Source organism: Paenibacillus sp. TSA_86.1, assembly GCF_052691815.1.
Map to the genome: position 1 here is coordinate 86251 of NZ_JBQZGE010000015.1, position 24670 is coordinate 110920.

20 protein-coding genes and 1 riboswitch are annotated in these 24670 nt (G+C 46.6%); of the genes, 14 read left to right on the top strand and 6 right to left on the bottom strand.

What is annotated here, in order from left to right; translation table 11 throughout:
• The first annotated feature begins 415 nt into the window (after nucleotides 1–415).
• The 4 genes from ACUTVW_RS22385 to ACUTVW_RS22400 all read left to right on the top strand — a co-directional run bounded on the left by ACUTVW_RS22385 (nucleotide 416) and on the right by ACUTVW_RS22400 (nucleotide 6561).
• Complete coding sequence (locus ACUTVW_RS22385) at nucleotides 416–1054, top strand: bifunctional 4-hydroxy-2-oxoglutarate aldolase/2-dehydro-3-deoxy-phosphogluconate aldolase (RefSeq protein ID WP_445647843.1); 639 nt, start codon at nucleotides 416–418, stop codon at nucleotides 1052–1054.
• A gap of 374 nt (nucleotides 1055–1428) precedes the next feature.
• Nucleotides 1429–2391, top strand: coding sequence for an alpha/beta hydrolase (locus tag ACUTVW_RS22390; RefSeq protein ID WP_445647786.1), 963 nt, complete (start codon nucleotides 1429–1431; stop codon nucleotides 2389–2391).
• Between the two features lie 192 nt (nucleotides 2392–2583).
• Entirely contained in the window at nucleotides 2584–4986 is a 2403-nt protein-coding gene (locus ACUTVW_RS22395) for a YcdB/YcdC domain-containing protein (RefSeq protein ID WP_445647787.1), read from the top strand.
• A 447-nt stretch (nucleotides 4987–5433) separates the two neighbouring features.
• Nucleotides 5434–6561, top strand: a complete 1128-nt coding sequence (locus ACUTVW_RS22400) for a transglutaminase domain-containing protein (protein WP_445647788.1) — start codon at nucleotides 5434–5436, stop codon at nucleotides 6559–6561.
• Nucleotides 6562–6711: 150 nt separating this feature from the next.
• Here the strand turns inward: ACUTVW_RS22400 and ACUTVW_RS22405 are convergent, their stop codons facing one another.
• Together ACUTVW_RS22405 and ACUTVW_RS22410 are read right to left on the bottom strand one after the other, a co-directional pair.
• Nucleotides 6712–8202 carry an amino acid permease gene (locus tag ACUTVW_RS22405; RefSeq protein WP_445647789.1) on the bottom strand — a complete coding sequence of 497 codons (1491 nt, stop codon included), beginning with the start codon at nucleotides 8200–8202 and terminating at the stop codon, nucleotides 6712–6714.
• 113 nt (nucleotides 8203–8315) lie between these two features.
• Nucleotides 8316–8535: riboswitch (Lysine riboswitch) on the bottom strand.
• A gap of 171 nt (nucleotides 8536–8706) precedes the next feature.
• Nucleotides 8707–9849, bottom strand: a complete 1143-nt coding sequence (locus ACUTVW_RS22410; protein WP_445647790.1) for a virulence factor — start codon at nucleotides 9847–9849, stop codon at nucleotides 8707–8709.
• Nucleotides 9850–10103: 254 nt separating this feature from the next.
• Here ACUTVW_RS22410 and ACUTVW_RS22415 point away from each other — a divergent pair, with 254 nt between their 5' ends.
• The gene (locus tag ACUTVW_RS22415) at nucleotides 10104–10520 is read left to right on the top strand and encodes a hypothetical protein (protein ID WP_445647791.1); all 417 of its coding nucleotides are present in this window, start codon (nucleotides 10104–10106) and stop codon (nucleotides 10518–10520) included.
• Nucleotides 10521–10600: 80 nt separating this feature from the next.
• Here the strand turns inward: ACUTVW_RS22415 and ACUTVW_RS22420 are convergent, their stop codons facing one another.
• The gene (locus tag ACUTVW_RS22420; protein ID WP_445647792.1) at nucleotides 10601–11299 is read right to left on the bottom strand and encodes a response regulator transcription factor; all 699 of its coding nucleotides are present in this window, start codon (nucleotides 11297–11299) and stop codon (nucleotides 10601–10603) included.
• A 337-nt stretch (nucleotides 11300–11636) separates the two neighbouring features.
• Between ACUTVW_RS22420 and ACUTVW_RS22425 the strand changes: the two genes are divergently transcribed.
• From ACUTVW_RS22425 to ACUTVW_RS22450, 6 genes are all read left to right on the top strand, one after another.
• The gene (locus ACUTVW_RS22425) at nucleotides 11637–14489 is read left to right on the top strand and encodes an ATP-binding protein (RefSeq protein ID WP_445647793.1); all 2853 of its coding nucleotides are present in this window, start codon (nucleotides 11637–11639) and stop codon (nucleotides 14487–14489) included.
• A gap of 424 nt (nucleotides 14490–14913) precedes the next feature.
• Nucleotides 14914–16260: a cytochrome ubiquinol oxidase subunit I gene (locus tag ACUTVW_RS22430; RefSeq protein ID WP_445647794.1), complete on the top strand. Its 1347-nt coding sequence runs from the start codon at nucleotides 14914–14916 to the stop codon at nucleotides 16258–16260.
• Nucleotides 16257–17291: a cytochrome d ubiquinol oxidase subunit II gene (locus tag ACUTVW_RS22435; RefSeq protein ID WP_445647795.1), complete on the top strand. Its 1035-nt coding sequence runs from the start codon at nucleotides 16257–16259 to the stop codon at nucleotides 17289–17291. Before ACUTVW_RS22430 ends, ACUTVW_RS22435 begins: the two co-directional genes overlap by 4 nt.
• Nucleotides 17292–17298: 7 nt before the next feature.
• Entirely contained in the window at nucleotides 17299–17571 is a 273-nt protein-coding gene (gene cydS, locus ACUTVW_RS22440; protein ID WP_445647796.1) for a cytochrome bd oxidase small subunit CydS, read from the top strand.
• 92 nt (nucleotides 17572–17663) lie between these two features.
• A complete protein-coding gene (locus ACUTVW_RS22445; protein WP_445647797.1) occupies nucleotides 17664–18725 on the top strand; it encodes an MBL fold metallo-hydrolase in 1062 nt (353 codons plus the stop codon).
• Nucleotides 18726–19009: 284 nt separating this feature from the next.
• The gene (locus ACUTVW_RS22450; protein ID WP_434749406.1) at nucleotides 19010–20635 is read left to right on the top strand and encodes an ABC-F family ATP-binding cassette domain-containing protein; all 1626 of its coding nucleotides are present in this window, start codon (nucleotides 19010–19012) and stop codon (nucleotides 20633–20635) included.
• A gap of 108 nt (nucleotides 20636–20743) precedes the next feature.
• Here ACUTVW_RS22450 and ACUTVW_RS22455 read toward each other — a convergent pair whose 3' ends face one another.
• Nucleotides 20744–20932 carry a hypothetical protein gene (locus ACUTVW_RS22455; RefSeq protein ID WP_090924473.1) on the bottom strand — a complete coding sequence of 63 codons (189 nt, stop codon included), beginning with the start codon at nucleotides 20930–20932 and terminating at the stop codon, nucleotides 20744–20746.
• Nucleotides 20933–21218: 286 nt separating this feature from the next.
• Here ACUTVW_RS22455 and ACUTVW_RS22460 point away from each other — a divergent pair, with 286 nt between their 5' ends.
• Entirely contained in the window at nucleotides 21219–22115 is an 897-nt protein-coding gene (locus ACUTVW_RS22460; RefSeq protein ID WP_445647798.1) for a cation diffusion facilitator family transporter, read from the top strand.
• Between the two features lie 91 nt (nucleotides 22116–22206).
• Here ACUTVW_RS22460 and ACUTVW_RS22465 read toward each other — a convergent pair whose 3' ends face one another.
• The gene (locus ACUTVW_RS22465; protein WP_445647799.1) at nucleotides 22207–22725 is read right to left on the bottom strand and encodes a hypothetical protein; all 519 of its coding nucleotides are present in this window, start codon (nucleotides 22723–22725) and stop codon (nucleotides 22207–22209) included.
• Nucleotides 22726–23101: 376 nt separating this feature from the next.
• Nucleotides 23102–23266 carry a DUF1328 domain-containing protein gene (locus ACUTVW_RS22470; protein WP_090924476.1) on the bottom strand — a complete coding sequence of 55 codons (165 nt, stop codon included), beginning with the start codon at nucleotides 23264–23266 and terminating at the stop codon, nucleotides 23102–23104.
• 221 nt (nucleotides 23267–23487) lie between these two features.
• Here ACUTVW_RS22470 and ACUTVW_RS22475 point away from each other — a divergent pair, with 221 nt between their 5' ends.
• Both ACUTVW_RS22475 and ACUTVW_RS22480 read left to right on the top strand, forming a co-directional pair.
• Entirely contained in the window at nucleotides 23488–23997 is a 510-nt protein-coding gene (locus ACUTVW_RS22475) for a DUF948 domain-containing protein (RefSeq protein WP_445647800.1), read from the top strand.
• Nucleotides 23998–24072: 75 nt separating this feature from the next.
• Nucleotides 24073–24609: a hypothetical protein gene (locus ACUTVW_RS22480; protein WP_445647801.1), complete on the top strand. Its 537-nt coding sequence runs from the start codon at nucleotides 24073–24075 to the stop codon at nucleotides 24607–24609.
• Nucleotides 24610–24670 lie beyond the last annotated feature (61 nt).

Sequence of the window (24670 nt, forward strand, 5' to 3'; positions counted from 1 at the left end):
AGCTCTCTGGTGATCGTTAGAAAATAAAAAGTGGCAAATCAGGCTAAATAAGCTCTCTGGTGATCGTTAGAAAATGTGATGTTATGCCTAAACCAATCGGAGCTAGTAATTGCAATGACAAAATGAAAATGCCCTGATGCCCTGATCTCTTGGTCATTCTGTCACCACGCGGAGACTCATTGTTATTTTGTTCACAATCAATATATTCACAATCACTATGTTTACAATCGCTATTATGGAGTAAATATATTTCGTCCGGGGGAGCCTAATGCATTACAATAGAATTTAACGGAAAAGCGGTGAACACCATGAGGGGGTTCGCAGTGCGTGCAGCTCCCAGGACGCAGTGCCCTGCTTCATGACAAGGGTGTTCCCGGCTGCCGAATCTGAACGATGCAAGGGGAAGTGAATGAATATGAACCTGACCGAAGTATTATTGGAATCGAGACTGGTCGCGATCGTGCGAGGCATAAGCCGGGAAGCAGCGGTGACGGCCGGACAGGGCATGACTGACGGAGGTATTCGTCTGATGGAAGTGACGCTGAATACACCGAATGCTCATCAGATCATTGCAGACTGGCGCGAACGTCATGATAGACAAGCCTATGTTGGGGCAGGGACGGTACTCAATGTGAGCATGGCGAAGGAAGCCGTGGCCGCAGGGGCACAATTTTTGGTATCCCCCAATGTCGATCTGTCTGTCATTGAATATGCTGTAGAACACGGTGTAGAGATTTGGCCCGGGGCCATGACACCAACGGAGATTGTAGCTGCGTATGAAGCAGGGGCAGGGGCTGTTAAGCTGTTTCCGATGGCCAGTCTCGGTATTCCTTACTTGCGTGAGATCAAGGCACCTCTCGATCATATCCCCCTGCTTGCAACGGGTGGAGCGACGCTAGAAAACATTGCTGCCTATTATGAGGCAGGTGCAGCCGCGGTAGGCTTGGGTAGTGCTCTTTTGCCAAAAGAAGCCTTAGCAACGGGAGATAGCACGCAAATTGCAGCTCGCGCACAGGCATTCGTAAAAGCCGCTAATACGAGAACAGACGAATAAGCGAACAGGACCGGATAGGGGAAAGTGAAGAAAGCGAACCGATCCAAAGGTTTGATTTCTAGGGCGTGTCTGAAAACGCTAAAGAAAGCAGATTTTGCCGAATTTTCGTTCCAAGCAAGGAAGTTTTCCGCAGGCGTGCCGTGGCACGTCAAGGGAAAGTGACGTAGCAGGGGGCGAAAAGGGGGTAAAAGATGCACTTCAGCAGGTTTCAAGACACGTCCTAGTAAAGTGAAGGCAAATTAATAACAATGGGTGTATATAAAAGAGCTATATGTGGTTAATCTTTATTACAAAAAAAGAGATCATTTAATGTGCAGTTGATCATGTTATCGTATGATGAGCATATGTCAGTAGCCAGAGAGGAGAGAGGCCTTGTGAAAGCGAGAACGATGATAGGTGGTATGTTGGCAGTGGCAGCAGTAACTGCAGGAGGATTATGGCAGGCTGCAGTAAAAAGTCAGACGCCCAAAAAAATACCCATTACCTTGACGCCGCCGATGCCCTTCGAGGATATCACCTTTGAGAGTGGAGGGGGACAGGTGCAAGGCTGGTTTATTCCAGCGAGTCCCGATGTTCCAAAACCTTGGCCGCTCGTCATAATCGCACATGGCTGGGGTTCTAACCGCTCTCGTGTACTGCGATATGCACGCCCGATCTGGGAAGCTGGATATGCGCTGTTCATGTATGATGTGCGCAGTCATGGCGCCAGTGATGAAGTACGCGCTGCATCAGCCTATCTGTTCAGGGATGATCTGCTGGCTGCGCTGGCGTATGTATCGGGCAGATCTGAGGTTGACCCGAAAGCCATCGGTGTTTTGGGGCATTCTCTCGGTGGACTGGGGACGATTCTTGCATTAACAGAAAGCATTCCAGTTTCGGCGGTGGTCACTGATTCCATGCCATCCCAGTTTCAGGTGATCGTCAGTTCGGAACTAAGACGTCGGCGTTTACCTCTATTCCCGCTGGCTCAGTTGATCCCTCGAATTTGGTTTTGGCGGCTGGGTGAGTCCTTGAAGACGTATCAGCAGAATGATGCGGTAATGATGCTGAATGAGCGGCGAAGAGGCATGCAATTGCCACTATTGATGGTACACTCCAAAGGAGATAATTTCATTCCGCCTAGTGAACTGGAACATTTTATGTCCAAGGCTGACCCGCCCGTAGAACATCTTTGGGTCAACAGCGAAGGTCATAGCTGCTCCGAGGAAGACCCCGCTTTCTGGGAAACCGTTATTCCGTTCTTGAAAACACATGTTTGTTCTACTTCAGATTCTAGTGCACATGACGGAGCTGCATCAGAGCAGGAAGAAACAGATCTGCATCATAGAACAGGTTGATAGAGATAGACGCCAACTGGATTGGCGTTTTTTTGTTGTTTCTTTACATTATACAAAAATTCACAATTGTAAAATCACCCGGAAAACAGCGATTAAAAAGGAAGCTTATGGTATCATAGATTAGAATGGCAATATTCATGCAAAAGTATTCATCATGCATTCTGCATGAAATTGAAGGGAGAGGTAACCATTTTGAGTTGGGATTGGAACATGAACACACGACTTAAAACGTTCACAGCCAAAGCCGCAGCAACAGCAATGGCAACATTACTGTTTACAACACAAGTACCGGGTTTGACGGGGGGTGCATCCGCTGCTCAGGCGGAAGCTGGCTCAGTGAACGAAACAGTGTCGGGGGAAAATGATCAACTAGACGTAACAAGCAAGGACGTGCCGGAAGGGGCAAAAATCTCATCCAGGCAAGCCGCTGACAATATATTAAAGCTTTTTCCGGTATTAAAAAAAGCGACCATTTCGTCTGCCAATTTTGATGTAACCAATTCCTATCCGCCGCCGGATTATAAGGCATGGGATATTGGATTCCAAATGGTACAAGGCAATCACTCCATGGGTTTCAGCGCAAGTGTACATGCAGGTACTGGGGAAGTGCTTAGCGTACATCTACCATCCGAATTTGTGGAGAGCCAGCTACCATCGGCAGCCGATGTCCAACTGACCAAGGAAGAAGCAGAGAAAACCGCTTTGGAACTATTGCATCAGGCGATTCCTGGACTTAAGGAAGGACAGTACGTGCCGCTAGGAGAGCAATATTCACCCATGGAGCAGCAAGCGCTGTTTGGCCGCACTCAATATCAATTTGTCTATAACCTGAAACAGGACGGGGTCATTTCGGATGCAGAGACAGTCTACATAAGTGTGGATGAGAGAGGACAGGCGACGTCGTATTCACGATCCACCATTTCAGCGAAATATCCTTCCTCCAAGCCGAAGGCTTCGGAAGAACAAGCCAGAAAAGTGTTTGAGGATGGGTTTGATGTGGAACTGGCATATATATCCAAAGAGAATTTGTCTTCCAGACAGGTGCAGCAATACGTTCTCGGTTATTTACCCAAAGGTGATAGTATGGGGGCGATTAACGCTAATACGTTAGACCGAATTGACGTGCTGACCGGAAAAGCCGTGGACAAGAGCAACTCACCGCATCATAAAAAAGTGACAGGCAATGTGCCAGCGTTTACCGCAGCCAGCGGGCAGCGCTTAAATGTACAACAGGCCGTGGAGCGAGTTGCAGCGAGCTTTGACATTCCCAAGGATTACAAACTCGAGCACAGTCAATTAACCAAAGGTTACTATGGCAATGGGAACAATCAAGTATGGAGTCTGAGCTGGAGCAACCGGAATGCAAACATATCCTATATGTTCATGCGTGATATTTCGGCTCAGGTCGATGCGGTTACAGGACAGGTCTACAGCTACAACATGATGCAACGGGTTGGACCAGAGATGATACAGAAACAGCCTTCTCAAGAGAAGGAGAGTAAGACAGTTACTCTACAACAGGCTGAGAAGCTGGCGATGAATACGATCATTGCCACTGTGCCGCAAGCAAAAGAGCAGTATCAACTGGCCAGCATCATTGAAATAGACGACGCTCGTACATTTGTGTTTCAGCGTTATGTGAATGGAATTCGGGTTCAGGACGACACGGCACAAGTACAGGTGAAGAACAACGGGAACATTCCCGAATTTTATACACGCTTGGCGGCATCACCTGAACAACTTCCGATAGATACCAAACCTGCAATCCGCTACGAAGAAGCCAAGGAGCTTTATTTGAAGAAATATACGTTAACGTTGAATTATGCCCGTTACGGTGGATATGGCTTGGGTTCAAGTGAACCTGCACCTGTCGGAGTGAATTTGGCTTACGTACCTGTGAGCGGCAAGAAATCTCTCTATAATTTGAACGAACTGCTGGATGCGAGTACAGGTCAATGGTTCTTCATGTACGGTGTGAACCATGCAGAATCTCAGGTAGAACCAACAGATATTGCGGGTCACGTTGCTGAATCAGCCTTGCGTAACATGACAAAGCATAAGGTATTACTGGTCGATGAGCAGGAGCGTGTGTTACCTGATCGGGTCATTACCCGTGGAGATTGGTTTAACTATCTGGCAAGAGCGATTAATCCGAACATGGATATGTATTATAGCAGTGATAGCAATGACAAACTTTTTGCTGATGTGACGATAGAGAGTCCGTATTACAAGGCAGTGAAGGTCCTTATGGATCAACGCTGGATTGGTGGTGCTGACCCTGAAAAGCAGTTAAAACCAGAAGAAGAAATGACACGTGAGGAATTGGCTGTAGTGCTGATGCGAATTCTGCGTTATGAGAAGCTCGCCGGATTCTATATGCAGCCTTCCGATTTGCCTAACATTGCAGATGCGAGTGCGATCAACAATAAGGGAGCCGTTTCCCTAAGCCTGAAGCTTGGCTTGTTACCTTCTATTGAGGGTAGGTTCATGCCTGCACGCAAAGTAACGGTGGCTGAAGCCTCTCAAGTATTGGAACGACTTGCGAAGTTGCAGGGCAAGACGGACACGTTTATGAGTGGCAGCCGACTTTATTAATTCCAGGCTGGCTGGGCTTACCAACTTTAATTCATACGAAACTTTATGCATGCAAAGCCACTCATAATCTGTTCTAGGAAGACATAGGATGAAGTGAAGCGGGAAACGTGATGACTGCAACTAAAGTTCAAGGGGCCTTCCGAGAAGGTCCCTTTTCCACTTGATTCCACTAACATTGGAAAGATATAAGTTGAATTATTCTTTTACACGTTAACGAAGTGGACAGAAAAAAACCTGGAAAAGCGAAGCGCTCGCCTTTATCACCGGATTTTACCCTTTGGAAAAGGGAATTCAAAAAAGCTGGGGATAACAGCGATGGGAAGGTTATTCTGTCCTCGGAGCGGACTGTGTAAAATTTTTAATTCAACTTATATAGAACAAGGAATGCAAGACCTTTTATGTTACAATAGGGCATGAGAATGCGACGAAGAGGGGTGGGGTCCTTTCATGGGTAAGAACGGTAGACGAGTGATCACAATGTTGCTGGCAGGCTGTCTTGTTGCTGCTTGGCTGCCGCGGACGGTTGATCTGGATCAATTGTATGCGGCGTCAGGAACGTCCGAACTATCTACAGCGACGGATTTGCGTCAGACACTGTTGAATGCGATGTCACAACGTACAGAAAAAGTGGTGTTCACCTACAAGGGAAATGTGAAGGGCCTTAAGAAACAGCTGCAGACCTCCATCGATGAAGCGATGAAGAGCGATCCCTACATTCAATATACAGTGAAAAGTTATGCGTTTAATTATAAAGGTTCGAACACGTCAGCCGAGGTGGATGTGACCCTTACTTACCGGGAGACGAAGGCACAGACCGATTATGTGAATCGAAAAGTAGCTAATGTGCTCAAAGAAATGATTAAACCCGGCATGACTAGCCATGAGAAAGTCAAAGTTATTCATGACTGGATTGTGCTAAATCTTGCTTATGATACTTCATTACAAAAATATACGGCCTACGATGGACTGGCGACAGGCAGTACCGTATGTCAAGGATACTCCTTGCTTACTTACCGCATGCTGGAGCGAGTAGGGATTGAAAATCGTATCGTCGAAGGCAAAGCAGGCGGGCAGCTTCATGCCTGGAATCTGGTTAAACTGGATGGCAAATGGTATCACCTGGATACCACATGGGATGATCCAACACCTGATCGCAAAGGCGTAGTGAGCCATAATTATTATTTGCTAAGCGATAAAGAGATGGCGCGTGACCATGTCTGGACAGGCAAGAACAAGTACCCTGCAGCATATGCACCTTACCGTGATGCTTTGCTTAAACTGGCGGAGACGGATGGAAACAAGCAGGAGGTATATCAGAAGTTGTACCATATGCTGGAGTACTCCCTATACGATGAACAGGGTGCAGTCCAAGAACGGGAAGTGCTCAAAACCAAAGTTCAGAGTGTACTGAAAGAGGGCGGTACTTCGCTGACGTTCAGATATAAAGGGACGGAGAGCAGTCTGATCGAAGATTTACAGGATCTGTACCAGCTAGGGATGAAGTCGATCTCTTATTTTGTCTCCAAAATGGAAGATACTACAGACCTGCGTGTCAAAATTAATTGGACCCTGTAAGGGACTGAATCAGGTTTTCAGTCATACATCTATGGATGAAATATAGAAAGAAGCGATATGTTCTCCATAAAATAATTAGAGCGCTCCGGTAACCGAAGCGCTCTTTTTGATGTTCAATGTGTTACACGAATAATCAGGTTTTTTCGGGATCTATTCCTTGATACCTGATGGTTCAGCAGGTGTGAAGTCGCATTCCTGTAGCGGAACAACTTTGGTCTTTTTGATCCATTTGTAACCAAGCCATAGAACGAGGAATAGCGGCACACTCAGATAAGCGACAAGGACTCCACTCCAGTCGATATGATCGCCTGTGAATGCCTGATAGTTCTGTCCCAAAATAACGATGATACACAGGACAAAAGCAAAGATGGGTCCAAACGGGAACCAACGCGCACGGTAAGGCAGATCTCTCAGATCTCGGCCTTGCGCAACATATGCCCGGCGGAAGCGGTAATGGCTGATCGCAATACCCAGCCACGTAATGAAGCCGCACATACCGGATGCATTCAGTAGCCATGTATACACGATGCCGTCACCGAAGAGAGAGGCCAGAAATGCGAGCATGCCAACGGCGGTTGTGACGAGCAAGGCATTCATCGGAATACCACGTTTGTTTAGCTTGCCAAGGAAGCGTGGTGCCTTACCATCCCGGGCAAGGGCATAGAGGACCCGGCTTGATGCGTACATACCGGAGTTACCGGCTGAGAGCACCGAAGTCAGAATGACGGCATTCATCACAGAGGCCGCGATGGCAAGTCCTGCTTTTTCGAAGACCAGTGTAAACGGACTGACACCGATGTTTTCCAGATCACCTTTGAGCAGGTTCGGGTGTGTGTACGGAATAATCAAACTGATTACAGTAATCGCCAAAATGTAAAAAATTAGAATACGCCAAAAGACCTGGCGAATGGCACGAGGCACGTTTTCGCGTGGGTTTTCACTTTCACCAGCGGCAACACCGATGAGCTCCGTTCCCTGGAAGGAGAAACCGGCGGCCATAAACACGCCAAGTACAGTGAAGAATCCGCCGTGAAATGGCGCATCCCCGATGGTAAAGTTGCTGAAGCCGACAGCTTCACCGCCTAGAATGCCAAAGATCATCAAGACACCGACGCTCAGGAAGATGATGACGGTAGCTACTTTGATAATGGCAAACCAATATTCCGATTCCCCATACCCTTTGACGGACAGGATATTTAAGGCAAAGATCAATACCAGAAACAGTAAGCTCCATAACATGGATGAGCTGTCCGGGAACCAGTATTTGATCAGAACGGTAGCAGCAGCCAGTTCGGCGGCAATCGTTACCGCCCAGTTGTACCAGAAGTTCCAGCCCATAGCGAAGCCAAGCGCGGGATCGACGAAACGAGCTGCATACGTATTAAAAGAACCGGAGTCCGGCATAAAGGTTGCGAGTTCACCCAAGCTGGTCATCAGGAAATAAACCATAATTCCGACAGCCGCGTAGGCAATTAATGCTCCGCCAGGGCCAGCAGTGGAGATCGCTGTACCACTTGCCAGAAACAGCCCTGTACCGATAGAACCGCCCAGGGCAATCATGGTCATATGACGTGCGCGCAATCCTTTTTTCAGGGTAGGTTCATTGGTTGTTGTTTGTGATTGTTTACTGCGGTCTTGCATGGAAACACTCCTTCATTTGTAATGCTGATGCAGATCATAGCTCCATAAACAGAAAAAAGACCACAGGCACGAGCCAGCGGTCTTGATATCCATATCCGCACCATGTCCCAGATGATTAAGATAGCTCAACACAGAAGAAGTCATACCTTTTTAGAAAAAAGATATGAATGCTTGCTGTGACAGTTCTGCACCTTTCGGCTACAGCCCCAGCTCACCAGACCGATAAAGGAACGTCCAGTGAGCTTCGGCGGGTACACCTTTCGGCTGATATCAAAAGCGGCTCCAAGCGCCTCCTTCAGCGTACTGATCGCACCCGCGACCTCTACCTCACCATGCAATGGATGAGGTGTATCTATTGTTTATGAAATTAGTAATCACGCTTCAAGCAGCATGTAACGTGTTAATCAAACAGAGAACAAGTATACCGCTCATCGTTTTACAGTGCAATAACAAATGTTGGGTTGTTCCCTAAATGGCTCCGTAAAGAACATGTGGAAGAACAGATTAATCCTGCTTTTTATTCCGTCCTGCCATCTGCTGCCATACCGTTCCGGCGGCCTGTTCACCAGACTCGATGCGCTCCAGTGCCATCTTGGCCTGCAGGCTCACTTCAAATTCAGGATCTTCGGCAGCGATACGTAAGGCTTGCTCGGCATCCTCGGTTCCAACTTCATACAGGAAACGGGCAGCACGCCAGCGTACGAGTTTGCTTTTGTCCGTTAACGTTTCGACCATCGCCGGTGTGGCAGCAGGATCACCAATGTCTGACAACGTATCCCCCGCAGTACGCCTTACCGCAGGAGAACTATCCCGAAGCGCTTCGTACAGGAGTTCCATCGCCTCAGGTGTGCGAATATCCCCCAGATAGACAACGGCCAAGCGACGAATTTGCATTTTGCTGTCACGTAGCGCCTGAGCGACCAGAGGTAGTCTTTCCTCTGTTGGCTCCATACCATCCAACGCGGCATAGCGTACATTCCAGTCTTCGCTCTGAAGAGCTGCTTCCAGTTCTGCTCCCTCCAGCGCACGCCGATGCTCAACGAATTCTTCCGTATTCGTACCATGCGCAATGGCCTGTTGAATGACCTGGTCCAATCGCTCGGGCGGGTAGGCCGCTTCCAGTTCCTGTTCAACTTCACGCGCAATATCTGGCAGTTCACCGTACCTTACTCCGTAATCGCTCAGTTTACGTTCTTTAATCAGCGTAGCGCTGGCAACCTCCGTAACGGCTTTGACAAAACGGTCTGACAGTGAGATTCGTTCCTCTTTCGTTCCGGCTTTAACCCGAATCTGCATCGGCACTCCACGGAAAAACTGAACAAAAACTTGCGCCTCTCCAAAGTGTTCGCCTGTAGCATCTTCGGATTCAATCCAGTCCAGATTCACGCTTTCCTGACCCAGACGGCTCTGTACTTCACCAAGAATAACAGACCAGTCTGCATTGCCTTTACGATCCAAAGCAACGAAGTTGGTCGTGTGGAATACACTTTTCACGCCTGGAATGTGTAACATCTGGCGAATAAACGCCGGGGCAGAACGTTCGTTGTCCAGTGTATAGGTTCTACGAATCCCGTCTTCCAGACGTTCGTCGAGATGCAGCATCATCGTATTTGGACTCGGTGTTGGTTCAATGGAAACTATATTCATGGGTGTAACCTCCTATAATACCAGTTTGATACCTAATCTCCCGTAAAATAAATCACACGGACACCTTTATTTTAACGGACACCTCTATTTTACATGAAATCAGGAAAACTGCGAAATTACATGCCAAGAAGAAGCATCAGCGTAGGTATGTGAAGAAGTACGAAGATTGTTAACACTTCTTTCATGTTCGTACACAAACATTTTTAAATGAAAGCTGGCACAATATAAGGAAGAAGCTAATGGAGGTTATACTTATGGAGCCTGTTACTGTGCTAACAGATGGAGAGCGCTGTATTGATTATGAGAAAATCAATCAATTATTTGAAGATTGGATTGCTTCTGCGCCATCAGATTCAGTAAAGGAAACAGGAAGAGGGGATTGGGAAGATTCCCGTTTTTGCATTGTGGATTACAGGAACGCCGAACAGGCTGTATCTGCAGCGAAGGCGATTCGTGCTTTTGTGCCGGACGTTCCCGTACTGGTCATTACCGATTTTCAATCATTGATCCGTAAACGCCACCTGCAGCAGATTACAGGTACTGGTGTTGTAAAGATGTTACTCTGGAATGAACAAGACCCCGATCAATTGGATAGGGGCATCGAGCAGTGGCTGCACACATTTGGATACGAAGCACCAATAACCATGCCTTCCGTTTTGTACATAAGGTAGACCGAAAGAAGCATGGTGTTTACATCAGCTGCTTACAAGAGTTGTTTATACAGTTGTCCGGTCTCCTTATTGATGACCAACTAGACCATATATTTATAGCCTGTACCCCATACCGTTTTAATATAACGGGGATTTTTGGGGTCGGGCTCTATTTTTTTGCGAAGACTAGAGATATGTACGTCAATGGTTCGATCAAGATAGGCACGTTCCGAGCCTTTAATTCGATCCATCAGTTCGTTACGGGTGAAAACTTTGCCCGGATTCCGATACAATTCCTTCATAATCTCGAATTCAATATGGGTTACATCGATTTCAATACCATTCACAAATAAAGTTCTCCTGTATTCATTCACATTAATGTGCCCTATCTCTTCAGCTGTTGAATTCTCTTTGGCGGGTTTATCCTGATACGTAATAATCGACCGACGCAGCAACGCTTTAATTCTGGCGTCAAGCTCCTTCAGGCTAAACGGCTTGCAGAGGAAATCGTCAGCACCGTTATGCAAGGCACGAAGTCGATCATTCAGCATGGTGCTTGCAGATATCATCAGTACAGGAACCGTAGAATTTTGTCGAAAAGCATCAACAAGTTCGTTACCGTCAATCTCGGGTAACATCAAGTCAGTTACGACAATGTCAGGTTGAAACTGCGGAAATAGATGAAGTGCTTCACGGGCGTGGTGAACCCGCTCGGTTATGTATCCTTCCTCCTCAAGAAAAAAAGCGATCATATCCGCTAAATTTTTTTCATCTTCTATAAGAAGTACTTTGATTGACATAGCTTCACACTCCTGATAGACAAGAATTTGTTAAAAAAATACGAGGAAATGATTTTAAATACTGCAAAAAATTTAATGTTTCTATTCCAGAATATAGGAAGTGGCACCCACTTGCAAAGTGAGTTTGCTTGATAATGTAGTGTATCATGAGTTTATTTTTTTTGCCGAATCATAATTTTTCCCATACGTACAATGAATGTTAATTACAGTATAATGGATCAGAGTCATTAAAGGGGAAAAAGGTTTAGAGTTATTGCCAGCATTAGGAGGAACACATGTTGTTTGAGAGACCAAAACGGGCAGGGATACAACGAGCCAAGGGTGAGGACAAAAGCCTATGAACGGGATAACCGGAGCAAGAAATCTGTTGAATCAAATCGTACTGCAATTGGGGAAACCCTGGATTGGGACAAGCCTTCTCGTCATCCTTGGCACAGTAAGTGCCATTTTTCCATTTACGTTGTTCTATGGTGTGCAATTCATAGTGTGCAGTGCTGCTGCACTTGTAGCACTTCGTTTGTACGGGGGAGTTTATGGTTTTGTGACACTGACGTTAATTTATCTGTTCAAAAATCTAATCATGGGATTAGAGACAATTAACATATATGCAATTGCGGGTCACTTTATAGAGCTAATCTGGATGCTTGGCTGGCAGCTGCGCTGGAAGAAAAGCAGCAGTCTAATCAAGGCGAACGCAGTATTCTGGGTTGTGATGTTAATTCCTGTGATCTGCTATGGATACTTTATATTAGGTATGAGTGTTGAAGAAATCAAATATGAGTATATGTATATTGCTGTGGTCAGTATGGTAAACGCCCTGATCGCAGGCATTGTGGTAGATTTTTGGATCACTTTGGGAGATCATCAGGCGAAACGTGCAGGAACGATTCCCCTAACCAGAATTGCATTTAAATATGTGGTTGCTTTTGTTGTGTTTGTCTCCCTTGTTCTGTTATCTGTGGATAGCCGCAGACAATTGAGCCAGATGAATGAATCTATTTTACGTGATATGAGACATGCAGCGAATGCTGTTGTTCAGGATTTGGACGAACAATATGTAACACCGGATAATCTGGCAGAAAATGTGGAGCGCTATCACCATTTGCTCAGTATGAATGTGATTTTGCTGGATCAGCGTGATGCTGTCGTTGTTTCTGGGCTAACCGAGTATCAGCCAGGAGACTCAATGAATCTGAACAGCTTTGAAGTATTAAAATCGGGGAGTGGTCCCATTCTATTAAGTTCGAAAATGCCTCATTATAGTGATATTCTCGACTATTGGAAACAGGCTTCTTTCATCTATCAAGCTGAAGAAACAGCAAATACCCCTTATCAGGTTTTCGTTGAAACCAATTCGTTCCAGTATTACACGCAGATTGAAAAAATTTACCTGACGACGTTGCAATCCTTATTTATTATTATCGTGGCATCCATGATTGTAGCAGCTCCTTTGAGTAGTAAGGTAGTAAGTCCCTTATTGCGCTTGACCCGGCTGACAGGTTCTCTGCCTCGTCTGCTGTTTCGAAACGGAGGGATGGAGTGGCCAAGCAGTCATGTGACCGAGGTGCAGATCCTCATTGGAAACTTACGCAAAATGGCGGATGTGTTACTTGAACAATTTGAACAAATTCGACTCGACAAGTTAACGCTGGAGGACAGGGTCATTGCCCGCACGAAGGAACTTAAAAACAGCGAAGGCATTAAACGGGCCATTATCGAATCATCGATTGATGCCATTATCTCTGTCGATTCTCATGGGGTGATCATCGAATTTAACCCTGAGGCTGAGAAAATGTTTGGATTTGGCCGCAAAGAGGTTGTGCTGAAGAAGGAAGCACCGTCTCTTTTCCAAGGGATCAGTTGTCAGGAAATTAAGTTGATGCTGGAGCGATATGAGTATATCGATGGCAAGAGGTATACGACGGTTGACGAAATATCAGGTATTCGCAATGACGGCTCCGTATTCCCGATTGAGTACAAAATTGTAGAGATTCAGTTGGGGAAAAATGAGATATTGTACAATCTGTTCATCAAGGATATAACAGAACGTACTCGGGCGGAAGAAGATCGGGTTCGTCATGCCCTTGTATTGGAGCACCTCAACCTGGAACTGTTCCAAGAGAAGGCAGCGATTCAGGAACAGCGCGATATCAGTGAACAATTCATTGAATCGGTTCGTGAAGGACTTGTCATGTCTGACCGTTCGGGTACAATCACCATTGTGAACCGCAGAATTGAGGAGATGTTTGGGCTGGGTAATTTTCTGGGAGAATCCATTACCGACTTGGCTCAAGCCATTGATTCGATGGTGTTAACCGACGACTTCAATCTGACGGAACAGACAAGAGCATTTATTAATGGAGAAGAAGCTTTCATCGAGACCAATTTCTGTTTTGACAATGTAGAGCAAAGTGTATTTTCACTGTACATGAAACAGATGGATGTACCGGGGAAAAATCATGGTTTCCTGCTTGTATTTCGTGACTTGACCGGAGAAGAGCGACTGAACCGGATGAAAAATGAGCTTATCAGTGTTGTTTCTCATGAGCTTCGTACACCTGTGGCCACCATCATGGGATATGTGGAGCTGATGTTGATGTACGACCTGCCAGCATCCCAGCGCAAAGAGTTCATGGAGACGATCTCGTCTGAAGGCAAACGTTTGAGCAGCCTGCTGGATGATGTGCTTGATATCCAACGTCTTGATAATGAAGGTATGACCTATCATATGATCTATGTTCCACTCGTGGAGCTGGTTGAGGGTGTGGCAGAGCAATGGAACATGAAGTCTTCTCAGCGGATCTATGTGCATGCTTTCAATGGTGACCTCTTTGCTTATGCGGACCAGAACAGGATCGTGCAAGTGCTGCATAATCTGATTGGAAATGCAGTGAAATATTCTCCCGGAGCAGATCGGATCGACGTAACATTATGGGAAGAAGAAGGGGCACTATGCATCGATGTACGCGATTACGGTATAGGCATTGCCGAGAGTGAGAAGGATTTGCTGTTTAACAAGTTTTATCGTGTAGATAATTCGGATCATCGTCAAATTGGTGGAACGGGCCTCGGTTTATATATCTCTCGCAAAATTGTGGAGGATCATCACGGGAGCCTGACCTTCATGTCGGCCCCGGGGAAAGGCAGTACGTTCAAAGTCCGGTTGCCCAAACAGGAGGTTGTCCTTTAGTCTCCTAACTGAAAGTTAATACAGTATAGAAAGGTGAGCTTTTATCTTTTGGCACGCGACCGTGCAGAAAGGTAAAAGCTTTTTTGTTTTCTTTGATTGATCTATTTGTTTTTTGCATCATTCTATTTGTTTTTTTGTCATCCGGGATAAAAAAACAGGAAATTTTGCACACTGTATATAGAGCCATAATTTGCATCCGGTGCAAAAGGAGGGCAACACGTATATGTTTCGCAAACAAGAAAAAACACTCATCATCGTCTGTCTGGTGGCAGCTGTGGTCGTGTTGTATGCCGTGGTCAAAAGCATCATCCGCATTATGAGTTATTAAGGACCCGTTCTGGCTGAACGGATCCACTGTCGTACATAACCCATAAGGAAATATACAAACCATTGATAACGATTACGTCGAAAGAGGAGTGTACCCATGTCATCTCTGGACCCTGTACTGCTCAGCCGAATACTAACCGGTCTGACTCTGTTTGTGCATATTATCTTTGCTTCCATTGGTGTAGGTGTTCCGCTCATGATTGCTTTGGCTGAATGGCGGGGACTACGCACTAACGATATTCATTACACGCTACTGGCTCGCAGGTGGGCAAGAGGTTTTGTCATTACCGTGGCTGTAGGTGTAGTCACAGGTACATCCATCGGGTTACAGCTGAGTCTGCTGTGGCCCATGTTTATGCGTGTCGCCGGTCAAGCGATTGCGTTGCCTCTTTTTATGGAGACATTTGCCTTTTTCGTGGAAGCGATCTTCCTCGGAATTTATCTCTACACCTGGGATCGTTTCAAAAAGAAGTATACGCATATGTTGTTGCTCATTCCAGTAGCTCTAGGTTCATCCGCTTCCGCGATTTTCATTACAACCGTGAATTCTTTCATGAACCAGCCGCAAGGGTTCACCTTGATTAACGGCATCATGAAAGATATTGATCCGATTGCCGCCATGCTGAACCCGGCTACACCAACCAAAGTATCCCATGTGTTAGCTTCGTCCTACACCTTAAGTGCGGGTGTGCTGGCGGGAATAGCGGCGTTCAGCTTGCTGCGCGGACGGGATCATGTGTATTACAAAAAAGCGCTTAAGCTCACGACGATATCCGCGCTGGTATTTGCGATCAGCACCGTCATGATTGGTGACTCGTCCGGTAAATTTCTGGCGAAATATCAGCCGGAGAAGCTGGCTGCCGCCGAGTGGCATTTCAAAACGATGAAGGAAGCCCCTCTTGTCTATGGGGGGATTCTGGACGAAAACAATGAGGTCAAATATGCGATTGAGATACCGTATGCACTCAGTATTTTGGCAGGCAACCGACCAGATACGGAAGTGAAGGGACTGGAAGAGTACCCAGCCGACCTTAGACCGCCGCTGTCCATCCATTACATGTTCGACCTGAAAGTCACAACAGGAGTCGTCATTCTGCTGATTCCGGTGCTCTACGTGCTGCGTCGTTGGTTGCCGGGACGCAAACCTTATCCGAAGTGGCTGCTGCTTGGCATCGTGTTTCTTGGCCCAATGGCGATGATTGCTATTGAGCTTGGATGGATGTTTGCCGAGGTGGGCAGGCAGCCCTGGATTTTGCGCGGATATATGAAGGTGTCCGAAGCGGCAACGACCTCCACTTCGGTGGGGTGGATGCTGGTATTGTTTATCCTGCTGTATCTGGTGCTGTGCTTCTCATGCATCCGTGTCATCGGCAAGCTGTTCCGGAACAAGGAAGCGGAGAAGGAACTTGAATCACTTGGACTGGAAGGAGGTATCGTGCATTGAACTTTGAAATAGCGGGCATCGCGATATTGTGGACATTTCTGTTCGGGTATCTGATCGTAGCTTCGATTGATTTCGGCGCGGGTTTCTTCAGCTTTTACAGCATATTGACTGGACATGAAAACAAAATTCATAATATCATTCAGCGCTACCTGTCTCCGGTGTGGGAAGTGACGAATGTGTTTCTTATTTTCTTTGTGGTGGGGTTAGTCGGCTTCTATCCAGACAGCGCATTTTATTACGGTACAGCCCTGCTTGTTCCGGGTTCACTTGCGATTGTGTTACTGGCCATCCGTGGAGTGTATTATGCCTACAACACCTATGGAAACCATGGCAAAAACAGCAAAATCTATCTGGCACTGTACGGAGCAACGGGCTTGCTAATTCCGGCGGTGTTCTCCACCATTTTGGCGATATCCGAAGGTGGAATCATTGAGCAGGTAGGCGAAAAGGTGTTTTTTCGCTGGCGTGAATTTCTGACGAATCCCTATACGTGGTCTGTTGTATTGCTGGCTTTGGTGAGCGTGCTGTATATCTCGGCAATGTTCCTTTCCTACTACGCAAAGCGGGCGGGAGACGAGCCGGCCTTTAGTGTCCTTCGGGAGTATGCGCTGCTGTGGAGCTTGCCCACGATTTTTGCGAGTTTTCTCGCTTTTCTGCAAATTAACAAACAAAATCCTGCTCACTTCGAGCGTATGATCGATATGTCCTGGATGTTCATCGCATCGTTTATCTGTTTTGTCATTGCGGTATCGCTCGTGTGGAAAGAGAAACATCTGGGTTGGTGTTTTATCGCAGTCATGTTGCAGTTTGCCTTTGCCTGGTATGGATATGGTCGCTCCCATCTGCCGTATATTCTGTATCCTTACATTAACATCTATGACAGCTTTACGAACCGAACGATGGGCATTGCACTAATTACGGCGTTCAGTCTGGGGCTACTGGTGCTTATTCCGTCTCTGGTGCTGATTATGAAGTTGTTCTTGTTTGATGCCAATTATGTGCGCGGTAATGCCGGGAAAAAGAAAGGATGACTTCGCCATGTTAGCGACGACCATTTCGAATATCACGTATATGCTAGCTGCCTTGTTACCACAGCAGTTTACATTGTTGAAGTCTGGCTGGCCGACCGGCGCCGATCTGGAGATGCATGTGAAGCCGCTCCTGGATGAAGGGGTAAAAGGCATACCGGGCATCACGGGGCTCAGCTTCTTTGAGACCTTTACGATTATGTATGCTCCTCCGCTGATTATGGTGGCTGCGATTGTTTTTCTGTTTGTATATATGGCACTTTACAAAAACCCAAAGGATTGATGAGGGTAACGCTGTGAATACTCCAGGTGGTACGTCCACTTCCGATACGGGTAATCTGATGTTAAGAACTGAGGAAGGGAGGAGGCCCCTTCATGCCCAAAATTCGTTATAACAATATCGATAATGTCAGTACAGACAAAACGCTGAAGGAGTTCAAGCAGTGGAGAGAACAGCGCCGCCGCAAAGTAAAAGACTATTCCTACAAAGTCCCGAAGCATGACCCTGAGCTGGATTACTTGCATGCCAACCGGGAAGAAACAACCATAACGTGGATCGGACACTCCACCTTTTTCATCCAGTATTATGGATTGAATATAGTGACCGATCCGGTGTGGGCGGAGAAAATGGGGTTTCAACGAAGGCTCGGTGCCCCTGGCATTCCGATTCAAGATATTCCGCCTCTCGATGTCATACTTATCTCTCACTCACACTATGATCACCTGCATCTCGCTTCCCTGCGCAAGCTGATTACATCGAAGACATTGCTGATTGTGCCGGACGGCTTGAAACGCAAAATGATCCGTAAGGGATTCCATCGCTGTCAGGAGATGAAATGGTGGGATCATACGGTGCTCGGTGGAGTGAAGATTACGTTTGTGCCTGCCCAGCACTGGACACGCCGGACGTTATTTGATACCAATACGTCTCATTGGGGCGGTTATGTGCTGGAGCCGAATCATGCTGTACCCGTGTCAGAAGAGAGCGCCGCGGTAGCGGAGAGTGAGACGGAAAAAGGGTCTGTTTCATCTTCTTCGGATTCGCACAAAACCAGTGGTGACAAACAAGCAGCAGCCGATCCGCCTGTTCTATATTTTGTCGGAGATACAGGATATTTCAAGGAGTTCAAAACGATTGGAGAACGCTTTGACATTGGCGTAACGCTGATGCCCATTGGGGCATACGACCCCGAATGGTTCATGACGTCCCAGCACGTGACGCCGGAGGAAGCTTTGCAGGGGTTCGTGGAAACAGGATCACAGTTAATGGTGCCTATGCATTACGGGACATTTAAGCTGGCGGATGATACACCCAAGGAAGCATTGGATCGGCTGGAGATGGAGCGTGAGCGACTGGGGATTGCCAAGGAACGGATTCGAGTGCTCGGGCACGGCGAGACACTTCGCATCCGGCATGAAGCTGCTGAAGAGGAATAAGTAGTCATTAGCGCAATTCCATAGACATTCCTTAACTAAATCTCATGAAGAGTATGTTAATGGGGCTAACAAAAGCCAGCCAGATATGGTAATCTATAAACATACGTGCATGAACAGCATATTTACCAAAACTTTAATCCGTAAAAAGCGGCTGATTTTCGAATTTGCCGCTTTTTTGTGTTATAATATGGTGCCAGAATAGGCATCGGATATTGAATCCATGATTTTACGCAGGTTGCTATTCATGCAGTATGCAGATTAACCAATAAAGGATGGTATGCTTAATGATCAGTACAAGCGGTATCACGCTCCGCTACGGAAAACGTGCACTTTTTGAAGATGTGAATATCAAATTCACGCCAGGCAACTGTTACGGCCTGATCGGTGCGAACGGAGCCGGCAAATCAACGTTTTTGAAAATTTTGTCCGGTGAGATTGAAGCCAACTCGGGAGAGGTGCACATCACCCCGGGCGAACGTATGGCCGTTTTGAAGCAAAACCACTTTGAATATGATGAGTATCCGGTTCTCGAAACGGTTATTATGGGTCACGCTCGTCTGTATTCCATCATGAAAGAGAAGGATGCTTTGTATGCGAAGGCAGACTTCACAGAAGAAGACGGTTTGCGTGCAGGTGAACTTGAAGGGGAGTTCGCTGAGCAGAACGGCTGGGATGCTGAGCCGGATGCAGCGGCACTTCTGATCGGTCTGGGCATTGACCGTGACATGCATGACAAAAAAATGATAGAGCTGAGCGGGAACGAAAAAGTCCGCGTATTGCTGGCACAAGCGTTGTTTGGCCGTCCAAACAACCTGTTGCTCGATGAGCCTACCAACCACTTGGATCTCGAATCCATTCAATGGCTTGAGAACTTCTTGATGGATTATGAAGGTACCGTTATTGTTGTATCCCATGACCGTCACTTCCTGAACAAGGTATGTACGCATATCGCAGATATTGACTTCGGTAAAATTCAGATGTACGTAGGTAACTATGACTTCTGGTATGAGTCCAGCCAATTGGCACTTGCTCTGCAGCGGGATGCCAATAAGAAAAAAGAAGAGAAGATTAAAGAGCTGCAAGCCTTTATTCAACGTTTCTCCGCGAACGCTTCGAAGTCCAAACAGGCGACTTCCCGGAAGAAGCAACTCGACAAAATCACATTGGATGACCTTCGTCCGTCCAACCGTAAATATCCGTTTATTAACTTCAAGCCTGAGCGTGAAGCAGGTAAACAATTGCTGACGGTAGATCGTATTCACAAATCTGTCGATGGTGTGGAAATGTTGAATGATGTGAGCTTTGTGGTGAACAAAGGTGACAAAATTGCATTTGTTGGCCCGAACGGAAATGCCAAATCACTGTTGTTTGACATTCTCATGGGTGAAACAGAAGCGGACAGCGGTGAATATACTTGGGGTGTGACGACGACTCAGGCTTATTTCCCGAAAGATAACTCCCAATTTTTTGACGGTGTGGATATGACACTCGTAGATTGGCTGCGTCAGTATTCCAAAGATCAGGATGAAACGTATCTACGTGGCTTCCTGGGCCGTATGTTGTTCTCTGGTGAGGAGTCCCAGAAGAAGGCTAGCGTACTCTCCGGGGGAGAGAAAGTTCGCTGTATGCTCGCGAAAATGATGCAGACAGGTGCAAATGCACTGATTCTGGATGAGCCAACGAACCACTTGGATCTCGAATCCATTACAGCATTAAACAATGGTATGATTGACTTTGATGGAACGATGTTGTTCACATCCCATGACCATCAGTTCATTCAGACGATTGCAAACCGGATTATCGAAATTACGCCAACAGGCCTGATCGATCGACAAATGAGCTATGACGAGTATCTGGAAAGCGACGAAATCAAAGAACTGCGCAACAAAATGTACCCGGTGGAAGCTTAAATTCACTTTAAATAACTGCAAGCGAAAAACCGCAAGTCCTCCAAGTGGAGGGCCTGCGGTTTTTTTGTCATGCTCATGCTGATATGCAGCTCTTATGCTGGCGCGAACCTAAGACCCGCCTGTACGGCGACGCTGGTTGTTCGGCTTTTTGTTGTTCTGGCTTTTCATGGCTTTAGGGCCACCTTCAAAGTAAGCACCGGACTGGTTACCGGAATTTTGCTGCTCTTTCTTTTGTGCCAGCTTTTGACGGATCGCATCTTGCAGGCTGACCTTTTTCGGTTCATTATTTTCGCTCATTGTATATCCCTCCCGGTCTTGCAGTAAGCCGTCCAAATTGGACGGGATGTACTCATTTTATACGTTTTATAATAGCCTCACAAGGGCAACCTGATAAAATGCCAGTTTTCACCCGTTTTTCCTGAGCCAACTTTGTTTCTGGCATGCTATAGCCCTGCCTTCCGGAAACTTTGTTTCGGCTTACCTACAGCGGTGCTGCTCGGCAAAACTGTTTCTGTAGACCCACACGACCTGCATTTGGTAACATGAGAAAACCGTATTGGTAATATGAAAAGGAGTGTTCCGGTTGAACGCTTATGAAGAAATACGTAAAGGAGAGCGAGGAGCCTGGATCAGCATTGCGGCATACCTCGTTTTGTCTGCTTTTAAGCTGCTCTGCGGATATTTGTTTGCTTCCAGTGCCTTGGTCGCAGACGGCATCAATAATGCCACAGATATTGTGGCATCTGTTGCGGTATTGGTGGGGCTGCGTATCTCGCAAAAACCGCCAGATTCGGATCACGCATATGGACATTTTCGGGCAGAGACGATCGCAGCATTAATTGCCTCATTTATTATGGCGGTTGTAGGACTTCAGGTGTTGGTCGAAGCAGTTCGTTCATGGTATGCGGGTGATTATGGAGTGCCGAACCTCTGGGCAGCAGGCGTAGCAGTGATCTGTGCAGTCGTTATGCTGGGTGTATACCGTTACAATTCCCGTCTGGCCAAACAGATTAACAGCCAAGCTTTACTGGCAGCGGCCAAAGATAACCGTTCTGATGCCTGGGTAAGTATCGGTGCTGCCATTGGCATCATCGGTTCGCAATTCGGACTGCCCTGGCTGGATAAAGTGGCTGCCATCCTCGTAGGTCTGTTGATCTGCAAAACAGCTTGGGAAATTTTCCGGGATTCGACTCATCTGCTCACGGACGGGTTTGATCAAAAGCAATTAATGGATTTGAGATCTGCCGTTGCTCGGGTCCCTGGTGTCGAAATGATCAAGGACGTCAAGGCACGAGTACATGGCAGTCATGTTCTGGTTGATGTAGTTATTGAAGTGGATGGAGCATTAACGCTGGTACAGGGCCATGAAATCTGCGATCAGGTAGAGGAACGTCTGAAACGATCACATAATATTATGCATGTTCATGTGCATGTTGAGCCCCGATCTGAGCAACAGAACGGACATCATTTTTTTGGTTAAGTCAGGGATGACTGTAACTAAATATCAAAAGAGGACAGACGCAATGCTGCGTACTGTCCTCTTTACTTATGTTAGAAACGATTATACGATATTATTGAATAGCAACGTGAATCCAAGCTTTGCCTTTCCAAGTGTACACTTGAACCCATTCGCCGCCGTCGAATCCGTCAACAACTTCACCCGTTGTATCAACGACTTGAGCACTCAACGCACCGATCGGTTTGCCGTTTGGTGCATCATAGAACCACGTGCGCTCAAGCAAGTTAAGCAGCATCGTTGGCATCAGAACTTCATCACCCGGTTTTACAATTGGCTCTTCAAACATTTTATCGTCTGTTGTGGACGGTGTCTCTGTTGTTGTTGAAGTGCCTTGAGTACCCGTGGAATCAACGGTTGTGCCTGTTACAGTCTCTGCTTTGCCTTCAATGGTCTCTACAGCAGGTTTGTTCACTTCTACAGCCGGCGTTGTTGGTGCTGGTGTCGTAGAAGTTGCTTCAGTACCCGAAGTTGTCGGTGTTACCGTGCCGGTAACCGCTTCCTCAGCACCTGCAGCGGCAGCCATGGAACCCATCAATGTTAAAGCAGCGGCAAAACTTACGATTTTTTTCATTTGTTTTTCCTCCTCGGTTAGATATGTAGTTTTTGTTGTCCTGTGATAAAAGTAACCAAGCAAGCTTGTCTATGAATCACAAATTATAACAATTTTTTCTTGGTTTCTCCAGAGTCAACTGGCGCATATGTGGGTATATAGCAAGCCTGTAAAAATCAGACTTTCGTGGTATGAAATCGGGCTGGCTATATCTTTAAAGTCCTGTTTTTCCAGGACTCTTCGGCGGTTCATATTGGAATAAAGCAGGAGGGAGTGTAATACATAAATAGAAAAATAGAAAAGTGTACCTGTCTTTAGAGCGCACAAAAGCCGACGTGCCCGGAGGCATCATCGGCTTTTGGTTGTAATGCAATGATTCAGATTCAGAGATCCGCTTTTATCGCATTCGGCTTCGTCCCGTAATGAGGGAGATGACGAAGAGTACTACAAAGATGAAGAACAATACTTTTGCGATCGAAGCAGCCGCTTCAACAATCCCGAAAAACCCGAAGATTCCGGCAACCAGTGCGATAATCAGAAAAATAACAGACCATTTTAGCATGATAATTCATCCTTTCGTGTTAAAGTTTGTGGCGTGAACTGTGCTGTCTCACTGCCCTGTGTAGTCTAACCTTAACCGAGGTGAAATGACTTGAAACATGGTGTTTTTTTCTTCTTCTATACGCCGCTAGAGGAGCACTTCTCTTTTGTTTCGTCCAGGGAAGGCACGGGTAACTATAGCAATAACAAAACCGACGTAACCATGGAAAGAGAGGTTCTTTTATGATCTATCAACTAAGCGTGGCCCTGATTGCAGTGGCATTTGCTGTACTGGTTTTCTTTTTGATTCGCACATTAAAATCGGCTCAGGGTTCACTGGACAATGTCTCCCAGACGTTGCAGGAAGTGCAGAAGACCATTGATGAGCTCAGCTATGAAGTAAAACAGACCGTAAGACATGCCAATGATATTACGGCTGACGTGCAACACAAGATGAAGAAGATTGACCCGGTGATGGAGTCGGTTGAGAATCTGGGAGAAGTACTGAGTGAGGTAACGGCAGCAGCCAAGCAGGTGTCCACTACACTGATGACTCGCTTTCAGACGAAGCAATCCAAAGCGGCAGCAGGCAAAACGTCCGAATCCAGTCAGGTAGCTGCTCCACCTGCAACGCCCGCTGAACGTACCCTGCAATCCTATGAAGCTACATATCACGATGAAGCCAAGGGCGGGAAGAACTGGGTGAAATATATTGATCTTGCAGCTAATGTATGGCAACGGATGCGTAAATAACATGACCGCTTTCTGATTTTTGAAATACGGTGAAGCCTTCAGAGCGGTGATGAACCTGATGAAAGGGTGAGAATCATGATGAAACTACTGCTAGTGACGATGCTTGGCGTAATTTCTCCCTTTTCCGTTCAACCGGCAGCAACACCTGCTGCTCACGACTTGCAATGGACGGTAATGGAGGAGCAGACGCCTGAGGTAAGTTTGGCTGCTGATCAGTCCGAGACGTTCGAGCAGTTTCGGACTCTGAATGGCATTTCACTGGAGGACAGCAAACAAGAGTTATTTTCCAAAATGGGTCAGCCATTCAAGATCAAAGAAGATCCCTATCTGGGATGCCCGGAATATCATTTCCGTGATATGCATGTTGGGATATGTGAAGATACAGGCATAATTCAATATGTACATGTCGATGGGTCACATGATGACCTGAAGTTGAACGGGAAGTCTATTCCGATGCAAATCGAAGCCATTCATCAAGCACTGGGCAAACCTTATTATGTTGCTGAGGATGGAGAAGTATATCTTCGCGGTTCGTATGCAATCAAAGTGTATATGAAACCAGGCTCCGGTGAGATTGAAGGTGTTGACTTTTTTGACGATACGGTTACCTGAAATGAATGATGAAGCTTTCGTTTCAACGTAAAATAGTATGGTTATATACTATAAGAGCTCG

Bases quoted from the DNA above. Each gene is read 5' to 3' on its own strand.
- ACUTVW_RS22385 (WP_445647843.1), top strand. From the start codon at position 416: ATGAACCTGACCGAAGTATTATTGGAATCGAGACTGGTCGCGATCGTG.
- ACUTVW_RS22400 (WP_445647788.1), top strand. From the start codon at position 5,434: ATGGGTAAGAACGGTAGACGAGTGATCACAATGTTGCTGGCAGGCTGT.
- ACUTVW_RS22405 (WP_445647789.1), bottom strand. From the start codon at position 8,202: ATGCAAGACCGCAGTAAACAATCACAAACAACAACCAATGAACCTACC.
- ACUTVW_RS22410 (WP_445647790.1), bottom strand. From the start codon at position 9,849: ATGAATATAGTTTCCATTGAACCAACACCGAGTCCAAATACGATGATG.
- ACUTVW_RS22415 (WP_445647791.1), top strand. From the start codon at position 10,104: ATGGAGCCTGTTACTGTGCTAACAGATGGAGAGCGCTGTATTGATTAT.
- ACUTVW_RS22420 (WP_445647792.1), bottom strand. From the start codon at position 11,299: ATGTCAATCAAAGTACTTCTTATAGAAGATGAAAAAAATTTAGCGGAT.
- ACUTVW_RS22425 (WP_445647793.1), top strand. From the start codon at position 11,637: ATGAACGGGATAACCGGAGCAAGAAATCTGTTGAATCAAATCGTACTG.
- ACUTVW_RS22430 (WP_445647794.1), top strand. From the start codon at position 14,914: ATGTCATCTCTGGACCCTGTACTGCTCAGCCGAATACTAACCGGTCTG.
- cydS (WP_445647796.1), top strand. From the start codon at position 17,299: ATGTTAGCGACGACCATTTCGAATATCACGTATATGCTAGCTGCCTTG.
- ACUTVW_RS22445 (WP_445647797.1), top strand. From the start codon at position 17,664: ATGCCCAAAATTCGTTATAACAATATCGATAATGTCAGTACAGACAAA.
- ACUTVW_RS22450 (WP_434749406.1), top strand. From the start codon at position 19,010: ATGATCAGTACAAGCGGTATCACGCTCCGCTACGGAAAACGTGCACTT.
- ACUTVW_RS22455 (WP_090924473.1), bottom strand. From the start codon at position 20,932: ATGAGCGAAAATAATGAACCGAAAAAGGTCAGCCTGCAAGATGCGATC.
- ACUTVW_RS22465 (WP_445647799.1), bottom strand. From the start codon at position 22,725: ATGAAAAAAATCGTAAGTTTTGCCGCTGCTTTAACATTGATGGGTTCC.
- ACUTVW_RS22470 (WP_090924476.1), bottom strand. From the start codon at position 23,266: ATGCTAAAATGGTCTGTTATTTTTCTGATTATCGCACTGGTTGCCGGA.
- ACUTVW_RS22475 (WP_445647800.1), top strand. From the start codon at position 23,488: ATGATCTATCAACTAAGCGTGGCCCTGATTGCAGTGGCATTTGCTGTA.
- ACUTVW_RS22480 (WP_445647801.1), top strand. From the start codon at position 24,073: ATGATGAAACTACTGCTAGTGACGATGCTTGGCGTAATTTCTCCCTTT.